The sequence below is a fragment of the Alteromonas sp. 009811495 genome (assembly GCF_028865455.1).
GTDB lineage: Bacteria > Pseudomonadota > Gammaproteobacteria > Enterobacterales > Alteromonadaceae > Alteromonas.
On the sequence record NZ_CP113972.1, the window covers coordinates 3,476,387 to 3,503,095 of the forward strand.

A 26,709-nucleotide genomic window follows, 5' to 3' on the forward strand; every position below is an offset into this window, starting at 1 on the left:
ATGTTCTTCGGGAAAATTGCCATATACCCTTATGTCAGACAAACAGATATCAGCAAAAGCATGCAGCTGAGCTCGGGGTGGTATATGGCAAAGGGTGTAAAAAGCACGGTTGAAGGACGATTAACCGGTAAGCGCTATCAAAAGTGTGTAGCGTCACTTTTTTGCTGTGTTCTGTTGCCGTTTTTAAACAGCGCGCTCGCGTTTAATGAAGCGCAACCTTCACATACTCAACAAGCTGCAACACAGGCCTCTTTTGCCACTATTGTGGTCATTTACATAAAAGTTGCAGGCACATCTCCACCAGGCACACCAGACTATTTAAAGTCCCTCAGCAATGAGGGGACAGCTGGCGCAAGTGTGGCGATAAAGGATGCCAATATCACGGGAAAATTTCTTGGTTATCAGTTTGAGTTAACTGAAATCAGTGTGCCTTCTATCGGCGAACTGCAAGCTTCTTTAGCTAAAACACGTAAGTACTCTGGTTCAAGTGCTAACACAAATCACAAAGAAATAAGCAGCAATCAGCAAGGCAACATTGCATCTGTTGTTCTACTGGACATGCGAAGCAGTGATGAGGTAAAGGCTGCCTCAATTGAGCCGTTGATTGCCACTATTCAAAGCACGCTTCCTAATGCCGTATTTTTTAACATAGCTAATAGCGATGATTTACTTAGACAGAATTCATGTCGCCTACCCTTGTTTCATACAATCCCCAGTTATCAGATGAAAGCCGACGCGCTAGCCCAGTGGTTTCGCACTAAACGCATTGACGACATATTCGCGGTTTACGGAAAAACCGCTGACGATGCTGCATACCTAGCCGCGTTCAAACGCAGCGCTAAGAAATTCAAGCTTTCACTTGTTGAAACTAAACAGTGGCAGGACAGTTTTGATTTACGCAGGGCTGCCTTTGCAGAAATTCCTCAATTTACGCGAACAACAGAAACCTATCAGGCTGTTTTTACCGCTGATAGCGCGGCGCAATTCGCGTATAGCCTACCCTTTAACACCTATTATCCCGTACCTGTGGTAGGCGCTGCCGGCCTAAAAGCACTAGGTTGGCACTTTACCCACGAACAATGGGGCGCCCGTCAGCTTCAAAGCCGTTTTAACGACGGGTTTAACAGACACATGAATGAAGTCGACTTCGCTGCGTATCTTGCAGTAACTGCGGTGGCAAATGCTGCGCAGCAAGGAAGCGATTTAACGCAGCAGGGAATACTTAAAACCTTGCTTAGCGACCACTACACGCTGGGTGCCTATAAAGGCCGCCCTCTTTCTATTCGCCCCTACACCCACCAATTTCGTCAGCCTATTGCGCTGGCCCACGAAGACGCACTGGTGACTCATGCGCCCCTTGAAGGCTTTCTGCACCAAACCAACGAACTGGACACATTAGGCGCAACACACACTACCTGTAAGGACAAGTTATGAGCTATCGCTTTGCACTCTTGCTTGGCAGTTTAATGGCAGCCTTTGCCTTAGCACTTCCTCAAGCCTTTGCACTTCCTCAAGCGTATGTCACTAACGAAAAAGACAACACGCTATCTGTCATTGATATGACGACATTTGATGTGATTGAAACTATCGAGGTTGGAGAGCGACCCCGAGGGTTTATTTTAAGTGCAGACCAGTCCCACGCGTATATCTGTGCCTCTGATGCTGATCGCATTCAAATTATGGATTTATCTACCCATTCAATCGTAGGCGATCTTCCCTCAGGTGCAGATCCTGAAACCATAGCATTACATCCTAACGGCACCACTATTTACACAGCTAATGAAGACGATGCCCTTCTTACCGTTATCGACATTCCAACGGCTCAGGTCATTTCTCAAATAGATGTGGGCGTAGAGCCTGAGGGGCTGGCTGTGAGTCACGACGGCAGCATGATGGTCGTCACATCAGAAACCACTAACATGGTGCACTGGATAGATACCAAAACGCATGAAAATATTGCAAATAGCTTGGTTGATGCAAGACCCAGAGATGCTCACTTTACCAAAGATGACAAGTACCTTTGGGTAAGCTCGGAAATAGGTGGCACCGTTAGTATTTTCGATACTGCTACTAAGCAAAAAGTGAAGACCCTTTCCTTTGCCATTAAAGGCGTTTATCGCGACAAGGTTCAGCCAGTGGGTATTGTGCTTATGAAAGATAAGCCCTACGCCTTCGTGGCGCTTGGCCCAGCGAATCGCATAGCGGTCATCAATACCAATACCTTTGAAGTGGAAGACTACATTTTGGTTGGGCGACGAGTGTGGCAGTTAGCGTTTAACCAAGATCAGTCTTTATTGCTGACCACTAACGGTGTGAGCGGTGATGTTTCTGTCATCAATACCCACACGTCAAACGTAGAGCATACGGTAAAAGTGGGGCGTTACCCTTGGGGCGTGGCGGTTAAATGGAAATAGCGGTTCAAGCGGTTTCACATCAGTACGGCAGCCACAACGCGCTGGACGATGTAAGCCTTTGCCTAAAACCAGGCTTAACCATGCTGCTTGGACCAAATGGCGCAGGCAAAAGTACCTTATTTGCACTTATTACGGGCCTTCAAAAACTCACGCAAGGCAGCATTACCTTTGATGGTGCTACCCTGTCTCAATCTCGCACAAGTATTATGGCGAAAATGGGCGTGGTATTTCAGCAAAGTACCTTAGATATCGACCTGTCGGTAAAACAAAATTTGTCCTACTTTGCTTCGCTCCACGGCATAACTACCGCTAGCGCGCTATCTCATATTCAAGGCCTGCTCGACGAGCTCGACCTTACGAGTAAGCTCAACACAAAAATTCGCAACTTAAATGGCGGACACAGACGTCGGGTCGAGTTAGCTCGCTGCCTTATTCACAAGCCATCCTTGCTGCTACTAGACGAGCCTACCGTTGGCTTAGATATAGAATCCCGTCATCTTATTTTGCGGGTAGTTCAAGCACTCGCTAATTCCCAAAACGTAAGTGTACTGTGGGCCACGCATTTATTTGAAGAAGTGAAGCACAACAACAACTTGATAGTCTTATCAAAAGGACGAATGTTAGCCCACGACCAATGTGAAGCCTTGTTAGCCAAGTATCATCAACAAGATATTGAACACCTTTGGCAGCATTTGATGCAGGAAGGCTCCTGATGTATTGGCGCTGTTTTGTGGGCGTACTTACCCGAGAGATGCTGAAGTTCTGGCAGCAACGTACACGCCTGTTAAGTGCATTGGTGCGCCCGCTGCTTTGGCTATTTGTTTTTGCCGCAGGGTTTCGTTCGGCCCTGGGTCTTTCAATGACCGAGCCTTACGAGAGTTATATTTTGTACGAAGAGTACATTGTACCTGGGCTTGCCGCCATGATTGTGCTTTTTAATAGTATGCAAAGTTCATTGTCCATGGTGTACGACAGAGAAATGGGCAGCATGAAAGTACTGCTGTTAAGCCCGGTTCCCCGCCCTTTTCTGCTAGGCAGCAAGCTTATAGCCAACACCTTGGTAAGCGCTATTCAGGTGTACATTTTCTTTGCCTTTGCGCTTTTACTGGATGTACGCCTATCTGCGTTGGGATACGTTTATGCGTTGCCTGTTATTGCACTACTGTCATTGTTTTTAGGTTCGTTAGGATTATTACTGGCAAACTATATTAAGCAGCTAGAGAACTTTGCCGGGGTCATGAACTTTGTCATTTTCCCATTGTTCTTTCTATCAAGCGCCCTATACCCGCTTTGGAAAATGCGTGAGGCCAGCGAATGGCTGTATCAGATTTGTGCCTTTAACCCCTTTAGTAGCGGCGTAGAATTACTGCGATTTGCGCTCTATGAAAAACTCGAACACAACGCGCTTGCCGTTGTACTTTGCCTTACGGCTATCACTTTTATTTTCGCTGTGAGAAGCTTTCGCCCCAAAGCCTCAAAAGGGCGCTTCTCGTGATAAAAGCAAACCTAATCTGGGCTAATGAAAGCAATAAAGTTGAAACATTAGAAGATAGTGACTACTTACTTATTTTAACTACGCCCGAGTTATTAGCGAGCCAACTATTTCACTTTTCATCACCCGCTAAGACATACATTGAGCAGGTTTTTGACGATGAAGATTTTGCAGGAAATAAAGGCGAATGTGTATTCGTACAAGGCCTTAAGGCGTTTAAAACAAGTTACATCCCAGTTACTGAAAACAGCGGAAAAAACAAAATTAGCCAACAATTAGCTGATGTAAAACGGGTGCTGTTTTATGGTGTCGATTTTGCGCTTTTTGAAGCGTCAGATGCACCCAACGTCCCTAGCCGTGCCTCGACTTTATCTAAAACTAATGACCCCTCGACGGTGAACCGCTCAAGCTACGCTAGCGATTCAAACTCCGCGTTTTATTCGAAAAGCACTAGTGACTTGAAGCAAACTAACGCGCCAGCATTTCGCTACTTAGAACAGCAGTTCGATGCATTGTTTAAAAAGCTTAAAAGCGTGTCGGTAACCTTGGAAAAACTGTCGTTTATGGCGCTTTCTACCGCTGAAACAGCAAGCGGTGACCCTGTTAACACCATTGCGAGCCACTCACAGTTTCTGAGTGCGCTACTTAGAAGCTATTTCAAGCACGGCTATCACTTTAAAGGCTATAAAACGAATAATACGCCGGCTTCTTGCAGCCAGCGTCGCAATGTCAACAACGACTCAAATAATGCAGCAATTGATCAAGCAATTGATATTGGGGGCACTCTGTCCCTTGCATTAGATGCTAAGCATTTTAATACCGCGCAAAAGCGCCTCGTTTCACACACTATAAGCTATGAAACGGCCCTGAATGACGCGATGACGTGGGCTAAAGATCTCGCCCACATGCCAGCCAACTTGTGTACGCCAAATTATCTGGCGGAACAAGCTCAGCATCTGGCGCAAACCTTTAATACGGTGTCTTGCGATATCCTCAATGAAAGTGCGCTAAAGCAGTTAGGCATGAACGGGTATTTAGCGGTAAATGCAGGTTCACAGTTTGCTGCCACCATGCCCATTCTTCGCTATACAGCCAAAGGTTTAGAGAATTCACCGCCAGTAGTGTTAATTGGCAAAGGCGTAACGTTTGACAGCGGCGGCATAACGTTAAAACGCAGCCCTGATATGCGCCATATGATTTACGACATGGCAGGCGCTGGCTGTGTATTGGGCGTCATTCAGGCGGTTGCCACACTGGGGTTAAATATAAATATTATTGGTATTGTGGCGAGCGCCGATAATGCGATTGATGGCAAAGCCTATCGCCCGGGTGACATTATTACTATGCACTCAGGAAAAACCGTGGAAGTCATGAGCACCGATGCAGAAGGGCGTATGCTTATGGCCGATGCAATCAGCTACGCGAAGCAGTTCTCCCCTTCGGTTATTATTGATATTGCAACCCTAACCGGCGCGGCTATTAGCGCACTAGGGCACAAAGCCACTGCGCTTTTTAGCAACGCTCCAGCGCTTGAAAATGCGTTAGTTGAAGCGGGTGAACAGGCTAACGACAGGTGCTGGCCTTTCCCACTGTGGCCAGAATATCAAGACGCCATCACCTCTCAACACGCGGATATGATGAATACGGGCATAAACTCTCCCGGTGCTATTTCGGCAGGCTGCTTTCTCTCTCGCTTTGCTGACGGCACGCCGTGGGCTCACCTCGATGCAGCAGGAACCGCTTTTACTTACACCAAATCGTTATCGGCAACCGGCCGCCCTATTCCTTTGCTGTTATCTTACTTAAGCAGCTGCGCTATCAAAAATAATCAATAAATCATCAAAATTCATGACAGTTCTCCTCCCTTAGGAGGATATCTGTTAACACATATTCAACATATACTCAGTCATGCGTTTAATCATAAAGAAGAGGAACAATTATGTGGACTAAACCCCAATACACAGAAATGCGCCTTGGTTTTGAAGTAACTCTTTACATCAATAACCGCTAGGCAACGCCCTCTGGGATGATGAACAAAAAGGCTGCCGATGCAGCCTTTTTTTACTTGTAGTATGGAGTTGTTATGCACGTATTGATTCTTGGTGCTGCCGCCGGGGGTGGATTTCCGCAGTGGAATTGTCACTGCCCAAATTGTAAGGGTTTACGCGAAGGTAAAATAAAGGCGAAAGGCAGAACACAATCGAGCATTGCTGTCAGTAGCGATGGTAAAAATTGGGTTCTCATTAATGCCTCCCCCGATTTGCGGGAGCAGATAAATAGCCACCCGCAGCTGTGGCCCGACGCCCATGTGTCTCGCGGCACACGCATAAGCGCAATTGTGCTTACCGACAGTCAAATAGACCATACTACAGGCCTGCTAACTTTGCGCGAAGGCTTACCCCTTCCCGTTTATTGTACCGATGTTGTGGCCGAAGACCTAACCACCAGCTTCCCGCTTTTTACCGTATTAAAACACTGGCACGGCGGACTACAGCAGCATTCAATTAATACCGATTATCATCAACGCTTTGTACCAAAAGGGGCAGAAGGCCTGACTTTCCAACCCGTGGTATTAGAGTCTAATGCGCCCCCTTATTCGACATATCGCGACAACATTGTGCCGGGTAACAATATCGGTCTGAAGATAACTGACGACACCACGGGCAAGGTGCTTTTTTACGCGCCGGGATGTATGCAGGCAAACGACACAGTAAAACAGGTGATGCGCGAATCTCAATGTGTGCTATTTGACGGTACGCTGTGGGCCAATGAAGAAATGATAGATCACGGCTTTAGCAACAAGCTGGGCACTGATATGGGGCACATGCCGGTTAATGGAAAGGGCGGAGCCATTGCGCTGCTAAATGAATTTAACGTTGAGCGTAAAGTACTTATTCATATCAACAACACAAATCGCGTGCTTGACGAAGACTCCAGTGCTTATCACAGCCTGTGTGAGCAAGGTATTGAATTGGCTTACGACGGTATGGAAATTGAGGTGTAGTAATGACAGAACAAGCATGGTCTAGACAAGAATTCGAACACAAACTGAGAGAAAAAGGCGCTTACTACCATATTCATCACCCCTTTCATAAACGCATGAATGAAGGACACTGTAGCGTTGATGAGATTCAGGGCTGGGTGGCCAACCGACTGTATTATCAAATGGCGATACCCGTTAAAGACGCGGCAATTTTAGCGAATTGCGAAGATCAATCGGTACGCAAAACTTGGATCCAACGAATTATCGATCACGATGGACGGGAAGGTGAAGACGGACTGGGCGGCATAGAAGCCTGGTTGCGGTTGGGCGAAGCGGTAGGCTTGAACCGCAGTGAATTACTTGATGAAACCCACCTGTTACCAGCGGTTAAGTTTGCAGTAAATGCCTATGTGAATTTTGCCCGCCGTGCGTCGTGGGAAGAGGCTGCCTGCTCATCGTTAACTGAAATGTTCGCCCCTGAAATACATCAAAGCCGATTAGATACCTGGCCTGGGCACTATACATGGATTGATAGTGAAGGCTTTACCTACTTTCAAATGAGGTTAAGTCAGGCGCGCCGTGATGTAGAGCATGGCCTGCAGATTACCCTTGACCACTTTGTTACCCGACAACAGCAAGAACATGCGCTCAATATATTGCAGTTCAAAATTGATATTTTGTGGAGCATTGCTGATGCCATTTGCTTCGCCTATGAATATAAGAGAAAGCCGTTTGATGGTATTGCCGACCAGCGGGTGTGCCATATAGGGAGGTTTTAATGATGTCGAATTTACAATCACAAACCGAGCACCACTTAGATGCTGATAGCGTCGGTGCTGATAACGTGGAAGGTAACATTGAACATGGCAGCAGTCACAACAACGAGGGCAGCGGCACAAGAGACAAAACAGCTTCTTTAAATCCGCTTTTTCGCATGCAGTACGAGAAAGCTCAGGGTTGTTATGTTTTGTTATTCCCCGAAGGAATGATCAAACTTAACCCTTCTGCGGCAGAAATTCTTAAGCGCGTGGATGGCAGCAATACGGAAAATGCCATTTGTGCTGAACTTCGCCAAGCGTTCCCTGATGCACCTGAAGATTTAGAAGAAGATGTTCATGCATTTCTGGTTCATGCCGAGCAAAAAAAGTGGATCCGCTATGACGAATAATACAGACGTTGATTTACAAACCGACGTACAAAATTGCATAACGCCTCCGCTGTGGCTCCTAGCCGAAATTACTTATCAGTGCCCATTGCATTGCCCCTATTGCTCTAACCCAGTAAACATGGAAGAAACATTTAATGAGCTCTCTACTGAGCACTGGGAGCGTGTACTGCGTGAAGCGCGGGAAATGGGCGCCGTGCAATTGGGCTTTTCTGGCGGAGAGCCATTGCTTCGAAAAGACTTAGAGCACTTAGTCGCTTATGCGCGGGCTTTGGGTTTTTACACCAACTTGATCACCTCTGGCATTGGCATGACAGAAAAACGTATTGCCAAACTCAAAGAAGCCGGCCTTGACCACATTCAGCTGAGCTTTCAGGCAGCCAATGCTGAAGTCAACGACTTAATAGGCAACAAGCGTCACTCATTTGAACAAAAACTTAAAATTGCGAAGCTGGTAAAACAATACAACTACCCTATGGTGCTTAACTTCTGTATTACCGCGCAGAACATTCACGAAATAGAAGACGTGATGGCGCTCAGCGAGCAGCTGAACGCTGATTTTGTCGAGCTAGCTACCGTACAGTATTACGGCTGGGCCTATGAAAATAGAGACCATTTGCTGCCTACGTCACAGCAGCTACAACAAGCTGAGGCCGCAGTGAACCGCTACCGCGCGCAACAAAACGGTAAAGGGCCAACCTTCATATTTGTGTCGCCCGACTACTACGAATCTCGCCCTAAGGCGTGCATGAATGGCTGGGGCACAACGTTTTTAACCGTAACGCCAGATGGCAGTGCCCTTCCGTGTCACAGTGCAAAGATATTGCCCCTTCGTTTTCCTAATGTGAAAGAACGCTCGTTGCACGATATTTGGCACCAAGACTTTAGCTTTAATCATTTTCGTGGCGATAGTTGGATGCCGTCGCCCTGTAGGGACTGCGATGAAAAAGATAAAGACTTTGGCGGCTGCCGATGTCAGGCGTACCTGCTAACAGGTGATATGTATAAGACGGATCCGGTTTGCAGCAAGTCGCCCGCTCACCATTTGATGAAAGGCATTACCGATAAAGCAGGTACTGCACCGTCGAAGGCACTACAGTATCGGAAGGTGGAAAAGCCGATTCCCATCTTAGAAGTAAGTGCTACGAGGTAAGTACTAGGAAGTAAATGGGCTGCGATAAGTACAAAACAAAAAGAGATACCGTTAAACCGCAATGATAAAAGTGTATGTCTGAATTTCATTTCATTGATGCCGGCTCTGGGTCAAAAGTGCATAGCGTTGTTTTTGCGCTAAAAACCCCTGCAGCAGGCCACACTGGGTTGTCTCATTTAGCTGAGCACATGAGCTTTCGACGCTCTCACCAATACCCAACTGCCCACGAACTTTTTACGGCCAATACACTTCTGCCTGTTACTATTAACGCTACCACACTCGCCGAGTACACGTTCTTTTTCGCTTCGTCTGAAAAAGCGAACGTGCTGCTTGATGCTGTAAATTACCTGTACTGTGGCCTGCTTAACCGGGATTACGGTATCGATGAGGTTATCTTAGAGCGTGACGGGGTTATCTTTAACGAGCTCGCCATGCTAGAGGCAAACAGCGACTATGCATTAAACGCCGCTATTCGATTAACCGACACCAATAAAAATGCCTATCAACACGCGGGTGGTTTTACCCAAACTATAGGCAGCAACAGCATTCAAGCGCTTCAAGACTACAAACGCCAGTGGTATCAGCCAAACAATATCACCACGCTGATTTACAGTGATTCAGCCCAATTTTTCGAACAGTGCAAGGAGGTTGTTACAGCCTTGAGCGCGGAAACAGCCTTGAGCGCGGAAACAGCCTTGAGCGAGAAAGCAGCTTTGAGCGAAGAATCAACACTGAACAGAAACGCCTCTCTGAGTCCGCACGCATCTCAACGCGAACACTCTCAATTAAGCAAAGAAGCCTCTCTTGACGCACAAACAATAAAAGGCAAAAACGAATCAATAAAGCATGTATTAACATGGTGGTTTCCTCAGTGCTTTCTAAAGGGTTTACTACAGCAAGAAGCAACACTTAGCACCGTAGCAGGCCTTGAAAACACTTTATTTATCGACCCCGAAATCAATCAACAAGGCAATTTTGCAATTCGCCTCGTCACAAACGAAGCGATGAAGGAATTAGCAAGCGAACTTTCGATAGAAGCACTTCCAAAGCTTTCACAAAATCTGACACACAAGCTCGTGAGCGATAATTATGATAAAAGGCTGCAACAACTAAAACATGTGGTATCCGCGTGTCTTGCCTCATTTGATATTAGACCTTCAAAGCCAATGCCAGACACTGATAAACACGCAGAAGGTGTGGGGGCGGCTATTCGCTATTTTGCGCAACTAACAGATGCGTTGCGTTCGAACAAGTGTGCCGCCAAAAGCGCTTATTTGGCGAGTGCTAGTAAGGTATCGCACTCCTACCTGAGGGCTCTACCTTCACCTGAAAAGTCAATCGCTCTCGAGCGGATTAGAAAGGCACGCAAAGACTTTTCCGCAAAGGCCTGCGCTTCCAATAGCGACCAGTCACTTTTAATACCGCGTCTTACCTCTAAATACCGACATTTTGTTGGGTTAGAGCACTTGCCTGCACTTCCACGTTTATTACGGCCACTCGCCAACAATACCACCAATTTGAAACGCTTTAACGCTGAACACATTGCTTCGCACTTAACGCCGTTTTCCATTCCATCGCCCTCAATAACTCTAGAGTCGGCTTCTTCAAATTCCGCTTCTGGTTATTTGGCCTCGCACTGGGTGTATCGCATCGCGTTATATCAACAGTCAAGACTACAAGCGGTACTTGCACACCACCTTTTCTGGCAACCAAGAACCTCTGGGGAATGCTACGCACTAGGCGCTGCGACCTATGAAAATAATCTTTTTCTATTTGGTGCCAGCGATACAAATATCACAGAGCGTGAAAACTGGTGTCATAAGGTTTTATCGATTCTCTCGTAGGGAATTCGGGAAAAAACACTGCTACCAATTTATGATACTTCCTCCCACTTAAGGAGGATATTTTTAGGGAATGGTTAGGGCAATACTTAAAACATAAATAATAACTACACAGCCAAGACCATGCCTACACGTAAATCTTTGCAATGCCCAATAGAAAAGCCTGCTGACAGCCCCTTAAAAAACGAGTCACAATTTAAAGCTACGCCGGCTTTTACAACTAGAACCCCTTTGGTATTTACTGTCATTGCCAGCGCGGTAGCCGCTGTATGTAACACCGTTGCAGCAGCGAATAATGCATTCGAGCACTACGAGGTCATAGAGGTACAAGGAGTCACCTCCCTTAATGCCAATGGCAATAACTCTGCCGTATTTGGTAACGTTCAGATACTCACTCAAGACAACATTGAAGGGAGCGTCAACCGTTCACTACCGGAGCTACTCAAAACTCAACTGGCAAGCGTGAACCTAAACGATGTTCAAAATAATCCGTTCCAACCCGATCTGCAATACCGCGGGTTTACTGCCTCTCCGCTGCTTGGTCTACCTCAGGGCATTTCGGTGTACTTGAACGGCGGTCGGGTTAATGAAGCGTTTGGCGATACTGTGCATTGGGACCTAATGCCTCTAGATGCTATAGATACCGTTTCTTTGTACTCTGGTTCAAACCCTCTGTTTGGCCAAAACACGCTAGGCGGCGCCCTTGCGCTAAGAACGAAAACAGGGTTTAGCTTCAACGCCAACGAAATAGATTTACAGGCTGGACAATTCGGCCAGAAAGCCGCGTCTGTGGAATCGGGTGGTCATAACGATCATTGGGCGTATTATGTAAACCTGAATCACTATGAGGAAGATGGCTGGCGCGACTATTCGCCATCTGAAGTGCAGCAAGTATTTACATCGCTTGCCTATAAAAGTGACAAAATGCATCTCGACATGAACCTGTTTATGGCCGATAACGAGTTACTCGGCAATGGTGCATCACCTATTGAACTGCTGGATATTGAAGGCAGAGAAGCGGTCTACACCCACCCCGATCAGACCAACAACGAACTTACGCATGTTAATATAACCGGTGATTTCGTTTTAACTGACACCTTATCCTTAACCGCCAATATGTTTTATCGCGACACACAAACTCAATCAATCAACGGCGATGACAGTGATTTTGGTGCCTGCCAGTTCGCTGATGGACGCGTAACACTGTGTGAATTTGAAGATGATGACGACGATGATGATGATGATCCGCTTGATAGTGATGATGATGGCGACGACGATGATGACGATGATTTGCCTGTTGTAGGAGAAGGCGACGATATAGAAGCGGTTGAATTTATTGGCTTTGATGACGACACCGCGCTTGGTGAAATATCAGATGTGGACGCAGATGAACTTGATGGAACATACAATACGGGCCGCACAGACGCCAAAGCTACTGGGTTATCTTTTCAGCTAGCAAAACAATATGCCTTAAGCGGCTTCAGTTCAGAGTTAATTGTTGGTGCCAGCTACACCAAAGGAGATGTTAACTACGCCGCTGATACTACATTTGGTATTTTGGAAAACGAATCTGCACAAGACTCACGCACCGTTTTACCCATCGACGGGCTCATGGCACAAGAAGCCAGGGTTAGATTAGATGTAGACACCACCGCATGGTCGCTATCTTTCATGAATAGTACACAGCTCTCTTCAGCAGTATCACTCAATCTTGGTGGACGTTTTAACCGAGACCATATTGTTATGGAAGACCTGATTGATGACGGTGAAGGTTCATTGGACGGCAATCACCGTTTTACCCAATTTAACCCAGCGGTAGGGGTAGACATTACTATTGATGAGCAAAGCCAGTTGAATCTTGCAATCAGCCAGTCTTCAAGAACGCCAAGCCCAGCAGAGTTAAGCTGTGCAGATGAAGACGACCCGTGCCGGCTACCGAACGGTTTTGTGGCCGATCCTCCTCTTGATCAGGTGGTCACCCAAACTATTGAAGCGAACTACACCACACGCATTGATAACATCGACCTGATGCTAAATGTTTTTCATAGTAGGAGTAAGGACGACATTATCTTCCAACAAGCAGGCGCTGTTGCCTCTCGCGGATACTTTATTAACGTTGATGAAACCCAGCGTCAGGGCATTGAATTCAGCGTAGGCTCAACGTGGGAAAAACTCACCTACCGGTTAAACTACAACTACCTTAACGCAACCTATGAATCAACATTCACGTCGTTTAGCCCCTTTAACCCTCAGGGCCCGGATCGGGTCGTAACGCCAGGTGACAAAATTCCAGGCCAGCCAGAGCATTTAGTCAAGCTCTACGCAGATTACGCCTTAACGGATAAAGCGCGTTTAGGCGCAGAAGTTATTTCAGCTTCTAGTCAGTACTTTAGGGGCGATGAGGCTAACGAAAATGAAAAGATTGACGGATACGTTATTACAAACATTTATGCATCGTACCGTTTCAACGACACATTTACCACATCGCTACGTGTGAACAATGTGTTCGACAAAGACTATGAAACCTTTGGCACTTATGGCGAGGCTGATGAGGTATTAGAAGACATTTATCCCGACGTAGAAAGTGCAGAGTTCGTGGGCCCCGCACAACCGCGAATGGTCAGTGTAAATCTAAAAGCGAGATTCTAATCAGGTAGCAGTTGTTACCACATGCGCTTTTATCCACACAAAAGCTGCAACAAAAATCAAAAAAACGCGACTTACTTTTTCACAGTAGTCGCGTTTTTTATCATTTATACATTTAATTTTCCCGCTACTAAAGAAGGAGATTAACACGCCTTACGGCCGATGGTTCAAAATTCGATAGAACCTATTATCAATTTACTGGACACCGAAAGTATTAAAACCAGTCAAAAATAAAAATAAAAAGCCACTGTAATTAATCAACACTACCAATATTGGGACAGTAAAATGAAAAAAAATACATTTACAAAAACCTGTTTATCTATTGCCATTTTAAGCACAATCAGTAGCCATAGTTTTGCCCAGGACGAGCCCTATTCATGGAATATCTCTGGATGGATAAATGAAGGCTTAACTTATTACGACGATGGTGTGGGTAGTGATGTGGCACAACTTTCAGACAACGGTACAACGCTAGGCAGCCGTATTACGCTTTCAGGGAATTATAAACTGGAAGAACAAGGCATGGACGTGGGCTTTGAGGTCATTATTGAACCTCTTTCAGGCGCACCGAACTACGCCGGTGGTGGCCATCAAACCCCGCTTTTGTTTGCCAATCAGGATAACTTAGACACCTTCAATGGCGGCGACATAGGCCTGTTGGGCAGTAGCCTCTACTTTGGTGGCGACTGGGGTAAAATCACTGTTGGTTTACAAAGCCTTCCCACCGATAACATTGCCGTTCTAGCCGATCCCTCTGGCACAATCTGGTCGGGAATTTCTCCATTATTTAGAGCAAATGGCTTCTTTATTCGAGGCGTAGAAGAAGGTTCAACCAATGTCGCGTGGGGTCAATTTGCTCAGTGCTTGGCTACGCCTGGCTTGGGTATTGGTATTGACTGTAACGGCATATATCGCAACGGCGTGCGCTACGATCTCCCTCAAATGGGCAACGTGAGTATTGCGGTCGGTTATGCAAACGACGAAATTTACGATATTGCGGTTAAGTATGCGGCTGAGCACGAAGGCTTCAAAACTAACCTTCACGCAGGTTACTCAGTGAATAAAGATGGCGGTAGCAATGTGGGTGGCAACAGTTCAACTACGCTACAACTGCAAGCTGGACTCATGCATATTGAGTCAGGTGTATTTGGGGTAGCCACTTATCAGATGGAAGAAGCTGACGACGCGATTGTTGGCTCGGGTGACGATACGGATGCTTATTACTTTAAAGCAGGCATTAGAAAACAGTTTAATCGCTTAGGTGATTCTGCGTTCTACGCTGAATATGCCAGTTATAACGACCAATACGGCATGGCTCATTTAGATGGCGTTACCGGCTCAGAGCTTAGTCAGTGGGGCGTTGCAGCAGAACAATATTTTGGCTCGCGCTTCTTGGTGTACGCGAAATATGAAAACCTAAGTTTAGATATTGACGGTTCAGAATCTGCGCAAGGAATTTATAACAACGCAGAAGACTTAACCCTAATTCAACTAGGTGGCACTGTTTTCTTTTAATTGATAATTAAAAATCAGTCATATTTTAACATTGAACTTATATCTAATTATTCTCAAATTAAAAGATTAATCGATTCATTTACTTTCATCTAGTTAATGATAAAAAACTGATTAATTTGACACTTAAAAAAGAAATTAAAATTACGCTCAAAGATATGACATAAAAAAGCGAGATTCACTCTCGCTTTTCCTATTGAAAAAGGAAAGATCATGAAAAATATATCTCTGTTTTCATTACGTTCAGCTCGACTCATTCTAATAACCCTACTAGCTATAACAACAGCCCATACAGCAGACGCACAGGTCATATTTCAGGAGGACAAAAACAATTTCATTCGCCTTGTTGAAAAACCAAACGAAACAGACAGTGACATGCGTGCCAATCAACACCCCTTTACGCTGCACGAGCGGGATATTACCGCCATACTTAGCGGTATTCAGGTAGTTAAAAACCAAAATACGTCAACACCGCTTTTTTCCAACGAACAGGTTTCGCTGCTTGCCGCCTATTTACCTGAGGCGCTGATCACAGCGACCGCTCAGCAAGACGTAATTTTTGCCCTTAGTAAAGAGAAGCGTTATTTGGCTGGCCTTAAAACCCAAACGTATTACGTTGCAGGCAGTATTTTCGTCGCAGACAACCAGTTAAATATTCTTATTGGCGAATTCGACAAATTAGCCAATAAAGCCTATGAAATGGCTTATGATCCAACATCTCAGGGCTTGGTAAAATACGACTTTGATTTTGGCAAACGACTACAGGCAAAATTTTCCTTTAACTCTCCACTCTCTTTCTCCACTCCAGGCATTGATCTAAAAACTAAAAATCGCTTCGATTGGGTGGTGGCACCGACTCAGTTGGCATTTGAAGCACCTGTAGAAAAGGAAATATTTTCCCTATCGAATAGGGAAAATGTACCCAGCAAGAAAGACGTATCCGGCCCAGCCACCCTGTCAAAAAAGAATAATATCGTTGACCGCTTCAAACGGTTAAATGCACTAAAAAACCTTAACCTAATTAGCGAAACAGAATACGCTGAAAAAAGAAGGCAGTTACTTGACGAGTTATAGAACGAAAGTCCCGTCAGCACTGGTCTTACGTGCTTTTTTATTATAAGCCATTGGTCTTATTAAGCCTGATTTAATGTTATATTTATGTTAACATTGTGCGCACTTAAAGTGACTGTTTAGCATTTAATATTTCAGGGAATTTGGTCACTTTGAAGCGTTTTATTTACGCTATAAGTTTGTCTTACTAAAAAAGCTTATAAGGAAATAAAGCGCCAGCCCAAACATGTCAAAAGACCAGCGGCGAGTGTCGCTTTTTTAGCTGAGGGAAGGACCATGCACCGTATCTTGATAATTGACGATCACCCTATTTTTCGTCACGCAATGATTACTATTTTGGGGAAAAAGTTTCCCGACTCAGAAACCTTAGAAGCCAATTCTATTTCTGAAGCGTTAACGTTACTGGAGCATGACGCAACGTTTGATCTGATCATGCTTGATTTAAATATGCCAGAAACCTGTGGCCTAAACGGGCTGTTGGAAATTCGAAACCAACACCCCAACGTTCCGGTAGTTATTATTTCTGCTGAAACGGAAAAGCAAAATATTCTGCAAACCATTTCTTATGGTGCCGTCGGCTTTATATCAAAAAGCAGTAAGATTGAAGAAATTGCCACATCCATCGAAAGTATTTTTGAGGGTAACGTATGTTTACCATCAGAGATATTGAGAACCCCGTCTACCAGAACGCGCATCACCAATAATAACGGTATTTCGCCAGAGCAAATTCGTTCATTAACTCGAAAAGAACTGACTGTATTGAAGTATCTAACTCAAGGGTTAGCCAATAAAGTGATTGCTTACGAGCTTAATATTTCTGAAACCACGGTTAAGTCTCATGTTTCGTCCATTCTTAAAAAATTGGGCGCCAGCAACCGAGTGAAGGTAGTGGCCAGTGCTGCGAATATCGACTTTAACCAATACGTATTTAATTAGGTTCCTTTACTTATAGCCATTCAAGCTGGAGACTAGTGCCGCCTTCAGTACCGCGGAATTAACAGGTTTGTGCAACAGCTGAATGTCAGTGCCTTCCAGTTCGTTCGCCAGCGCTTTCGAATGATTAGCGGTGCAAATCATAATGGGCATGGAAGGGGCGATTTTTCTTACCCGTTTAGCAATGTCTAAACCGGTTTCTTCTTCATCTAAGTGGTAATCGACAATAAGCATGTCGCACTCGTCAAAGCTGCCATTATTTACGGCACTGCATTGTTCAAAACCTGAGAAGGTGTCTACTTCCATGTCCCAGTTTGCGAACAACGTTTGCATAGCAATGCGCATATTCGCATCGTTATCAATGTGCCATATATGCTTATCCAAAATGTAATCTGGTAACGATGGCTCCAAAGTATAAAGATAGTCTTGCTCCTGGCTCGTATCACACACTTCGGTAATAGGAATGGACACCGTGAAGCATGCGCCCACGCCCTCTTTCGAGCGCACTCGAATATCGTGCTCTAGCAACTTACTCATTTTATCTACAATGTATAACCCCAGCCCCAAACTATAAGAGTAATTAAAATCGTTTTCTAACCGAGAAAACTCTTTAAAAATAACTTTCTGATCGTCTTCGCTTATGCCCACACCTTGATCGTAGATACTGATTTCCAGGTTCTCATTTACCTTTCTTGCAGCCAGTAGCACCTTGCCGTTTGCGCCGTATTTCATTGCATTTATTAATAAATTTCGCAATATTCGAGAAAGTAAATTCACGTCTGTCACCACGAAGGCTTCTTTCAAGCGATAGCGAAAATCTACACTGTAATCTTTACTGATATGCGTAAACTCTTCGGCTAGCTGCATAAGTAACGGCAATACATTTTCTTGCTGCTTATCGGGCTGTAATACCCCAGCGTCGAGTTTGGACGTTTCAATAAGTGCGCGAATAAGCCCATGTAGATCAGATAGTGAGTTATCGAGAGCGGCAACGATAGGGCTGGATGAACTATCCACTTGATCTTTCAATGTTTCATTAAACAAGATTGCAGCGCTAAGGGGCTGCATCAGATCGTGGCTAATAGCAGCCAAAAATTTGCTCTTTGAATCAATGGCTTCTTGAAGGGCGATGTTGGCGTGGTTGAGTTCACGGGTACGCTTTTCTACATTCGATTCTAATTGGTCTTTAGCCGCTTTAAGCTGGAGTTGGCTTTCTACCTGCTGCGACACGTCTGTTGCCAAGACAAAGTGCCCGATAATATCGCCAGATTCATTGAAATGAGGTAAATAAACTTTCTGTAAAAAGCCAACGTCGCCATGAGCATTTTTTTCTTTGCTTTGAAAGCTCACCACTTCGCCTTGGTTAACACGGCGCAAGTACTGAATAAGATTGGGGTAAACCTCTTTCAGGTGGCTGCGATCCATAGGCATATCATTAATGTCTTGCTCACTAACGCCATACCAATCGCGATAACCTTTATTGGTGTATTGAAACTTTTTATCGGTACCAATATAAGCAATAAGCGCCGGTACATTATCGGTTATCATGCGGATCCAGCTTTCGTTTTGCTTCAGTGTTTCCGCGTAGTGATGCTGCGATGTAACATTGGTGAACGTGCACAGCGTATTGCCGTCGGGCAGTGTAGTGATGTTGCGTTCAACCACCAATTGCTCGTGTATAATCTGGGTACTTGGCCCCACCGGGTTTAAGTTGAGCCCGCTCCAGTGACGGTTATTTTGAAGGGCATAAATATTCTTACTGTTTACCAGTACGTGCTGAGGTACGTTTGATTGGGTCAAAAACGTGTTATTCCAAAACGCAATGCCACCTTCTTTATCAATGAGCAATATTCCAACATCAATATTATCGATAAGGCTTTGCAACAGCTTGTTTTTCTCTTTAATGACTTGCTCGTAACGATTCGACTCAAGCAGCTTTACTTCCGTGATGTCGTTAAACAGAATAACGTTCCCACCTTCTTGCGTGGGTCGATTGGTCAGCTGATACCATCGCCGGTTGGACAACTGATAGATCATCCTGCCTTCAACATCGGCAGGCAAGGCGCGGCGAATAACCCCAGAGTGCTTGGCAGCTTGGGTAATATCGTAATAGTTGTCACCAATTTTTGGAGTAATAGAAAGGTCATCCCAAACGGTTTCAAAATGCCGATTAAAGAAGATGATTCCGCCGAGCCTATCTAGCAACACCATCGCCTGATTGGTACTTTCAATGGCATCGTGCAGACGCTGTTTTACCTGATTGGTTTCTTCGTGAGCGTGCACCAGTTCTGCGTTTGACTGCTCCAGCTTTTGCAGCACTGACTGTAGTTCTTCGGTTTTTTGACTCACTTTTTCAGAAAGTTGAACCGAATGTTCGAAGGCGCGGTAGCTGTGATGATTAAACCCCCCCTCTTCCATGCGATACATCAGCGCTGCGTTTATTTTTTCAAGCTTTTCGTTTTCACGCCGTTGTTCGTGCAGCGCCTTTTGAAGCGTCTCCACGTCGGTAAGTTGATTATTGGGCTGCAAAATACACCCCCGTAAACGTTTGGTTCAAGTGAACCGAGTGGATATGCTCGCCATAGGCGTTGAAGCCCGCTACATTGTATCTTTGCTGTAACCGTCTTATTTCGTGGTCGTTTTTGCCCTGCTGAATTTCAAGCCTTCGCAGAAAGCAATCGCAAGCATAGACAAATTCGGGCTCGCCAAGCTGAGCGCGCAGTTTGTCTAGCTTACTTTCTAATGCTTCAATGCAGTCACCCAGCTGAACAAATGTAAGAATAATGCCAATATCTACCGCGCAGTAAAAGGTAATGGCGTTAGTGGCTAAATCTACTTTTTGAATCGAGCGAATAAAGTATTTTCCGCCCACTAACACTGCTAATGGGAAAAGCGAGAAAACATCTGGCGTTAAGTCTTCAGCTTTCATTCCCAATAAACTGGCGTAATACTGCGCTGCGGGTTCACCGTTTATTTCATACACGGTTCGCGACTCAGGATCGGCGTGGGTGACCACCAGCTTTGAAACGGGAGAGTTAATGTGATCAATGGAGAACACGGTGAAGGGTTTTCCCGTGCCAACAAGCAGCAGTACTGCTGCGTCTCGATGAAATTCACCGTTGTAAAACACATAGGTGGCTTCAAGCTTTAGATCGTCGCCAGCGCTACCGCCTAAGTGTGGAATATTGCCAAATGCAGTCGCAAAGGTTTCTAGAAAATGTTCCTCATGGCGGGTAAGTCCATCAAGCACAGAAATAACGAAGTGCTGCTCTGTATCGTAACGACGCTCCCTCCCCTGTAAGGCTCGGCGCAAACCACTGGCAATATCGTGGGCTTCATCAAAGTTTACTTCGCCTAAATTAGGCACCAATGCTGTGGCAATAGAAAATTCGTTTTTCAAAAACGCGACGGCCAAAAGTTTTTCTGTTCCATAGCCATTTTTATTAAATTCTCCAGCACTGGTGCAGCCAACAATATTCACGTGCGGAAAACGTGCGGAGATTTCCTTTGCTACGGTGTCTAAGTCAAACAGCGTGCTGGTATGAAAAAGTAATAGTTCTATTTCATCACACTTAACGTTGGCTAAAATCTCATTGGCCACATCACGGCAGGCTTCTTTAGCACCGTATAAACTAGAATGGTTGTCATCGTTAACCTTGCTATTAGCAGGTTGACTAAGTGCTGACAGGATTGAGATTTTTGACACGCGTTGGCACCTTTTTCTTTTTATATTTATCGATTTTGCACAAGTCAGGGTTATCTAACGTAACCACACACTCAAGGCACTGAATACATTCAGCATAGTCAATGCTGCCGTCTTGTTCTATAGCATCAATACCACATTTCTTTTGTTTGCACAGCTGGCACGGATTACCACAGGCGTCTTTACGTGTGAGCAATTTAACTAAAGGGAAACGCCCCAGAATGGCAAGCCCTGCTCCCAGTGGACATAAATAGCGGCAGTACACTTTATGAATTTTTAAGCTAAGTAGCAGCAATAAAACCGAATACAGCACAAAGGGCCAATATCGAACAAAGTGTAGGGTTATGGACGTTTTAAACGGCTCTATCTCAGCGAGCTTCTCCGCAAGGTTTAGCGAATAGAATGAAGACGCAACTAGGCCTATAAGCAATACATATTTAATTTTTTGCGCCCGTTTGTGGTGCTGTGGCTTAATTCTAATTTGTTTTATCCTGAGCTTTTCAGCCAGTATTCCCATCATTTCCTGGAGTGCTCCGAAGGGGCAAAGCCAGCCACAAAATAGTCCCCGACCAACAATAAACAACGATACAAATACAAAGCTCCACAAAATAAAAATGACCGGGTCGAGAAGATATACCTCTAAGGAAAATCCATCGACAATATCCAGTAGCAGCGTGTATATGTTGACAACAGACAGTTGCCCTTGAGCGTAAAAACCAATAAAAAACAGCACGAACACAAGGGAAAATGCCCTCACTGTGTGCACAAACTTCGTGTAAGGCGTTAGCCTTTGCTGGAATGCAAAAAACAACGACAGCGCTACAAGATAAACAACGGTGATGCTTATTGTTAAGGTTCTGTCCCCCCAAATTTTCTGCCACAACGGAATGGGCTTCGCTAACTGAGCCTCAGGATTTTCCATAAATAGTTCACTAGGCAGTGTTACTTTCAAAGGGAACAGATGCTCATCTTGCTCGAAGAAACTTGGCTTAAACGGAACACTAATCGCTATTTCCATTTCTTGGTCAAGCGACAGCCCACCTTTCGATTTTAATCGAAGTACTTTGATCTCGTTGTAGTCGGGCAATGCTTGTGAAAATGCGGGGTCATAGAAGCTATAAAAATCGATATCGCGGATAGCTGTGGGAAAGCCGCCTTGAGACACCCGTAAATGCTCAGGTGTGGTTTGGGGAATAAACTCATCGCTGATAAAACTAAAACCTTTCGTATTCAGCACCATCAGTGCCATTTCACCCGGATTTAGATTTTCCTGTAACCGGGCAAACTCCTCTTCATCTAGCAGGTTTTTCCCCACAATAGGAAGACTTAAAAACGCATAGTAGTGTTCGGCAATGATGTCACCATCAAGAGCAAGCTCGCTTTGAATATCGTCAACCGCCCGAACCACTTCTCTCGAAAGGCCTTCGGTATTTTGGCGCGTAATCTGATGCTTTTGAATGTAGCCCTTGTCCACCAAATCATTAAAAGTAAGAGCTTCGTAAAAGTCTGGATTGATAATATTGTTGCTAGGCGCAACAAAGCCATCGAGCTTGGCTCTGGCAACGGCTAGTGCAGATGTCACGATGGTATCGTTGATAACCAGCACCGATACGGTGGCTTTCGTAACCCCATCAAAGTAGGTAGCGTCTTTGCCTACATTGCTTTTCCCACCAATGATAAAACGTTCTTTGACACTGTGCCCTTGGTATTGAGCGACGAAATCAAACATAGACTTCTCGCCAAGCCCGTGCAAAAAAATCGGCTCGCTATGCTGCTTGACGAAAAGATCGACCACATTGCCTTGTGTATCTAGCCCAATCACCACATTAACCGGTTTGCCTGAAAAGCCTATGAAGTCGACAAAGTCATTCGACTCAAAAACATATCCGAGTAGTTGCTGAAGCTGATAGACCGGGGTTACCTTGATGTCAGTGTGCATCTCCCCCACGCGTGTAGCGTTGGGAAATATTTTGTAAATGTCTTGTGGAATGTCTGTCGCGTCAGACTGCGCCAACACATTGGTGCTGAGAAACAGCAAGAAAATGATTGAGGAAAATGCGATGCGCATAAAAGTAGCGGGCGGCGGTAGGCGCCGCCCTCAGGTTTACTTAGAAGAAACCAAGTGGGTTGATGTCGTAGCTTACCAATAGATTTTTTGTCTGCTGGTAGTGATCTAGCATCATCTTGTGGGTTTCGCGGCCAATGCCCGATTTCTTGTAGCCGCCAAACGCAGCGTGAGCTGGATACAAGTGATAACAGTTCGTCCATACGCGACCTGCTTCAATCGCTCGACCTACGCGGAATGCTACATTCGCATCGCGACTCCATACACCAGCGCCAAGTCCGAAGCTTGTATTATTGGCAATCTCAATCGCCTCTTCTTCGGTTTTGAAGGTTTGAACAGCGATTACCGGACCAAAAATCTCTTCCTGGAACACACGCATGTGGTTTTCACCCTTCAAGATAGTCGGCTGAATGTAGTAGCCTCCATCAAAGCCTGGTAGCTGCTCTTTCTCACCACCAGTGACAACCTGAGCCCCTTCTGACTTACCGATATCGATGTATTTAAGGATCTTTTCGAACTGCTCGTTAGATGCCTGTGCACCTACCATGGTGTCTGTGTCTAGTGGGTTGCCACGTTTGATCTTCTGAATTTTTTCCAACACTTTTTCCATGAATGCATCATAGATGTCTTCGTGAATAATCGCTCGAGAAGGACACGTACATACTTCACCTTGGTTGAAGTATCCAAGCACTAAACCTTCCGCACACTTATCAATAAATTCAGGCTCGTGATTCATGATGTCTGGGAAGAATAAGTTTGGCGACTTGCCGCCAAGCTCAACGGTAGATGGAATAAGATTTTCAGCAGCACAGCGAAGGATATGTCCGCCAACAGGTGTAGAGCCAGTAAACGCAATTTTTGCGATTCTTGTGCTTGTTGCAAGAGCCTGTCCGGCTTCTGCCCCGAACCCGTTAACGATGTTTAGTACACCCGGTGGTAGTAGGTCTTGGATTAGTTCGGCGAACAATAAGATAGATACTGGCGTTTGTTCTGCTGGCTTCAGCACCACTACGTTACCGGTAACAAGTGCTGGCGCAAGTTTCCATGCAGCCATAAGTAGCGGGAAGTTCCACGGGATAATTTGCCCAACTACACCATAAGGTTCGTGGAAGTGATACGCCACCGTGTTTTTATCAATTTCACCGATGGTGCCTTCTTGGCTTCGAATACAGCCTGCGTAATAACGGAAGTGGTCTGCGCACAGCGGGATGTCTGCATTAAGCGTTTCGCGAACGGCTTTACCGTTATCCCATGTTTCCGCAACGGCAAGTAGCTCTAGGTTTTCTTCAATGCGGTCGGCTATTTTCAGAAGAATGTTAGAACGCTCAGCTACTGACGTATCTGCCCAGCCCTTTTTCGCAGCGTGAGCTGCATCTAACGCAAGTTCAATGTCTTCAGATGTTGAGCGTGGGATTTGTGCGATGTCGCTGCCGTCTACTGGAGATGTTGCGGTGAAGTACTCACCTTTAACCGGTGCTACCCATTCGCCATTGATAAAATTACCGTAGCTTTCTTTGAAGCTTACGACCGAACCCTCACTACCTGGCTTTGCATAAATCATAAGAAGTACCTTTTGATAACTTTGCGCGTACCACGCGCACTAACTTGGTTTGTTGTGTAGTTTGATAATGGTACTTTTACGTTGTACCTACCATGATGCGATAGACCGATTTGACTCCTACTTTAGGAGGGGAAACCTATGGCTACTTCTCACTCTTCTCGACAAAAGACACCGATTGAGACGCTGAAAGTTCTGCATCACCGATGTAACCGTGTTTAGTCGCAATGGCAGAAAACTGGGAGGGCACCGCGTCAAGCTTTCGCTTAATGACGGTAAGTGCGTTAGAGATGGTTTTAGCCGATAGGCCCAACTCGTCAGCAATATCGAAGCGGGATTTATTCATTGCTATAGCAATAAATATTTCGAACTCACGTTTTGTTAATTTGGCAGCAATGTCCACATTGGTATCGAGAAGTTGATTGGCTAAGTTTACCGCCAGACCACGCTCAATATACTTCTGTCCCTTAGCGACAACCTTAATAGCCGAGATAAGAATTTCAGGTGAACTGCTTTTACTGATGTAACCCATAGCACCGGTTTGCATAGCGCGGTGCAATATGACGCTGTCTTCGAACATACTAAAAAAGATAATTTTTAAATCTGGATGTCGCTTTAAAAAAATCTTGGCTAAAACAAGACCACTCTCATTTGAAAGGTTTATGTCGAGGATTAAGATTTCAATGTTACTACTGGCTAATAAACGATGGGTTTGCGCACCATTTTCAGCATCAAAAATACGGCAGTTGGGCATCATAGCATTGAGCAATGCTTTGTAACCCTCACGCACCACAGCGTGGTCGTCGACGATAAGAATATTCATGCGACATTAGCGCCCATAAGAGGAGGCATTTTTTTAAGGGTAAGCGACAGCGATACAGCAACGCCGCCATCATCGGGTGACGTCACACTACAATTAGCACCTATACAACGCGCTCGGCTGCGCATTGATGACATGCCAATGTTTTCCACGATGTGATTTCCCAGCCCCCTACCGTTGTCTTTGACCATCACAGAGACCCGGTGAATATCGCCATAAATTTGAATGCTAACTTTGGTGGCTTTCGCATGCTTAATCACATTGTTAATAGCTTCTTGTGCAAACCGATAAAGGTGAATATCCCGCTCGTTATCTTCTTGATAGCGCTTTAGGTTAATTGACACGTCCCATTGCGTATCAGGCTGGGCCAGTTCTTGCTCGTACACCAGTCTCTCAAGCGACGATTGCAAAGGTACTTTGTCTAGTATCAGAGGGTGAAGGTGAGCTGTCAGCTTTCTAATTGCATCACTTATTTGATGTGACATTACCTGAACTTTTTGCGCAGAAAATTCAACAACCGAGCGCTCTTTTGCGTTAACCAATATATAGGCGTGGGCTTTTATCGTTGTCAGTAACTGTCCCACGTTATCGTGAAGCTCTCTGGCAAGATAATTTCGTTCTTGCTCTTGAAGAATAGCTAATTGCTTATCTATTTTGATGAGCTGCTTCTCTTTTGATTTAAGCGCATTTTGCAGGTGCTTAAATTGGTCCAACACCCTATTCATTTCGGTAATATCTGAATGTGGCAGGGGCTGTGTTCCCTTGCCTTCTCGCAGCTTAGATAACCCTTCGGCAAGTTGATTTAGCGGCACTAACCTCTGTTTAACCGTCACTTTTAACGTAAACAACAGCAAAACGAATGTTGCGAAAAACAATCCCGCCACTAATGCAAAAAAAGTGAGATTTTGGGTAAGTTCTGTAGCTTTGAAAGGCGTCACTATAAGATACTGGTTTTCCTGAATAGGGATAATAACCGGCGTCAGTGCAGTTCCTTCGGATTGAAAATTCGCTGAAGCGTAGTCTTCCTGAAGACGGCCCGTGAAATAGTGAGCAGATAAGTGTGGGCTTGGCTCAACAATCGCTTCGATATCAGCAACAGGGATATTGAGGCTGACCATTTCTCTCACTTGATTAAGTGCGCCAGTCATCTCCTCCTCTATATTATTTTGTATGTGGAAATAGACCAAACAGGTAAAGGCCCAAAAGCAGCCGATAAAAACGGCTACTATAGCTGTAGATATTTTTTTAAAACCCGACATAATCGCCCCTGTAAGCCTTTTATTACAGGGTTATGCTATACAGGCTGTGTTAAAAAGCACATCCTGCATTAGAGGTGAATTCATCCTACCAAGG

At 45.2% G+C, this 26,709-nt stretch carries 21 protein-coding genes; 15 read left to right on the forward strand and 6 right to left on the reverse strand.

Features of this window, described 5'->3' with window-relative positions:
* The first annotated feature begins 84 nt into the window (after positions 1–84).
* The 15 genes from OZ660_RS15745 (at position 85) to OZ660_RS15815 (ending at position 17,213) form a co-directional block, all read left to right on the forward strand.
* On the forward strand, positions 85–1,434 hold the full coding sequence (locus OZ660_RS15745; RefSeq protein WP_274741561.1) for an ABC transporter substrate-binding protein: 1,350 nt from the start codon (positions 85–87) through the stop codon (positions 1,432–1,434).
* On the forward strand, positions 1,431–2,414 hold the full coding sequence (locus OZ660_RS15750; RefSeq protein ID WP_274741562.1) for a PQQ-dependent catabolism-associated beta-propeller protein: 984 nt from the start codon (positions 1,431–1,433) through the stop codon (positions 2,412–2,414). The genes OZ660_RS15745 and OZ660_RS15750 overlap by 4 nt, the downstream gene beginning before the upstream one ends.
* Complete coding sequence (locus OZ660_RS15755) at positions 2,405–3,127, forward strand: ATP-binding cassette domain-containing protein (protein ID WP_274741563.1); 723 nt, start codon at positions 2,405–2,407, stop codon at positions 3,125–3,127. Before OZ660_RS15750 ends, OZ660_RS15755 begins: the two co-directional genes overlap by 10 nt.
* Entirely contained in the window at positions 3,127–3,909 is a 783-nt protein-coding gene (locus OZ660_RS15760; protein ID WP_015068005.1) for an ABC transporter permease, read from the forward strand. Before OZ660_RS15755 ends, OZ660_RS15760 begins: the two co-directional genes overlap by 1 nt.
* Entirely contained in the window at positions 3,906–5,741 is a 1,836-nt protein-coding gene (locus OZ660_RS15765; protein ID WP_274741564.1) for a leucyl aminopeptidase, read from the forward strand. The genes OZ660_RS15760 and OZ660_RS15765 overlap by 4 nt, the downstream gene beginning before the upstream one ends.
* Before the next feature lie 104 nt (positions 5,742–5,845).
* On the forward strand, positions 5,846–5,917 hold the full coding sequence (gene pqqA / locus OZ660_RS15770) for a pyrroloquinoline quinone precursor peptide PqqA (RefSeq protein ID WP_071953288.1): 72 nt from the start codon (positions 5,846–5,848) through the stop codon (positions 5,915–5,917).
* A gap of 72 nt (positions 5,918–5,989) precedes the next feature.
* The gene (gene pqqB, locus OZ660_RS15775) at positions 5,990–6,910 is read left to right on the forward strand and encodes a pyrroloquinoline quinone biosynthesis protein PqqB (RefSeq protein WP_274741565.1); all 921 of its coding nucleotides are present in this window, start codon (positions 5,990–5,992) and stop codon (positions 6,908–6,910) included.
* A gap of 2 nt (positions 6,911–6,912) precedes the next feature.
* Positions 6,913–7,668, forward strand: a complete 756-nt coding sequence (gene pqqC, locus OZ660_RS15780) for a pyrroloquinoline-quinone synthase PqqC (RefSeq protein WP_274741567.1) — start codon at positions 6,913–6,915, stop codon at positions 7,666–7,668.
* Entirely contained in the window at positions 7,668–8,057 is a 390-nt protein-coding gene (pqqD, locus tag OZ660_RS15785; RefSeq protein WP_274741568.1) for a pyrroloquinoline quinone biosynthesis peptide chaperone PqqD, read from the forward strand. Before pqqC ends, pqqD begins: the two co-directional genes overlap by 1 nt.
* Positions 8,047–9,207 (forward strand): pyrroloquinoline quinone biosynthesis protein PqqE, encoded by a 1,161-nt coding sequence (gene pqqE / locus OZ660_RS15790; RefSeq protein ID WP_274741569.1) that lies wholly within the window; start codon positions 8,047–8,049, stop codon positions 9,205–9,207. Before pqqD ends, pqqE begins: the two co-directional genes overlap by 11 nt.
* Positions 9,208–9,281: 74 nt before the next feature.
* Positions 9,282–11,051, forward strand: a complete 1,770-nt coding sequence (locus OZ660_RS15795) for an insulinase family protein (RefSeq protein ID WP_274741570.1) — start codon at positions 9,282–9,284, stop codon at positions 11,049–11,051.
* Between the two features lie 120 nt (positions 11,052–11,171).
* Complete coding sequence (locus OZ660_RS15800; RefSeq protein WP_274741571.1) at positions 11,172–13,697, forward strand: TonB-dependent receptor; 2,526 nt, start codon at positions 11,172–11,174, stop codon at positions 13,695–13,697.
* A gap of 282 nt (positions 13,698–13,979) precedes the next feature.
* The gene (locus tag OZ660_RS15805) at positions 13,980–15,209 is read left to right on the forward strand and encodes a porin (RefSeq protein WP_274741572.1); all 1,230 of its coding nucleotides are present in this window, start codon (positions 13,980–13,982) and stop codon (positions 15,207–15,209) included.
* 210 nt (positions 15,210–15,419) lie between these two features.
* The gene (locus tag OZ660_RS15810) at positions 15,420–16,280 is read left to right on the forward strand and encodes a hypothetical protein (protein WP_274741573.1); all 861 of its coding nucleotides are present in this window, start codon (positions 15,420–15,422) and stop codon (positions 16,278–16,280) included.
* Between the two features lie 273 nt (positions 16,281–16,553).
* Entirely contained in the window at positions 16,554–17,213 is a 660-nt protein-coding gene (locus OZ660_RS15815; protein WP_274741574.1) for a response regulator, read from the forward strand.
* A gap of 6 nt (positions 17,214–17,219) precedes the next feature.
* On the opposite strand, the gene OZ660_RS15820 is transcribed toward OZ660_RS15815, so the two are convergent.
* The 6 genes from OZ660_RS15820 to OZ660_RS15845 form a co-directional block, all read right to left on the reverse strand.
* On the reverse strand, positions 17,220–19,739 hold the full coding sequence (locus OZ660_RS15820; RefSeq protein ID WP_274741575.1) for a hybrid sensor histidine kinase/response regulator: 2,520 nt from the start codon (positions 19,737–19,739) through the stop codon (positions 17,220–17,222).
* Complete coding sequence (nosP, locus tag OZ660_RS15825; protein WP_274741576.1) at positions 19,726–20,916, reverse strand: nitric oxide-sensing protein NosP; 1,191 nt, start codon at positions 20,914–20,916, stop codon at positions 19,726–19,728. The genes OZ660_RS15820 and nosP overlap by 14 nt, the downstream gene beginning before the upstream one ends.
* Positions 20,885–22,981: a 4Fe-4S binding protein gene (locus OZ660_RS15830; protein WP_274741577.1), complete on the reverse strand. Its 2,097-nt coding sequence runs from the start codon at positions 22,979–22,981 to the stop codon at positions 20,885–20,887. The genes nosP and OZ660_RS15830 overlap by 32 nt, the downstream gene beginning before the upstream one ends.
* A gap of 40 nt (positions 22,982–23,021) precedes the next feature.
* Positions 23,022–24,539, reverse strand: a complete 1,518-nt coding sequence (exaC, locus tag OZ660_RS15835; RefSeq protein ID WP_014950684.1) for an acetaldehyde dehydrogenase ExaC — start codon at positions 24,537–24,539, stop codon at positions 23,022–23,024.
* 142 nt (positions 24,540–24,681) lie between these two features.
* The gene (locus OZ660_RS15840) at positions 24,682–25,359 is read right to left on the reverse strand and encodes a response regulator transcription factor (protein WP_274741579.1); all 678 of its coding nucleotides are present in this window, start codon (positions 25,357–25,359) and stop codon (positions 24,682–24,684) included.
* A complete protein-coding gene (locus OZ660_RS15845) occupies positions 25,356–26,504 on the reverse strand; it encodes a sensor histidine kinase (RefSeq protein WP_274741580.1) in 1,149 nt (382 codons plus the stop codon). Before OZ660_RS15845 ends, OZ660_RS15840 begins: the two co-directional genes overlap by 4 nt.
* Positions 26,505–26,709: the final 205 nt, after the last annotated feature.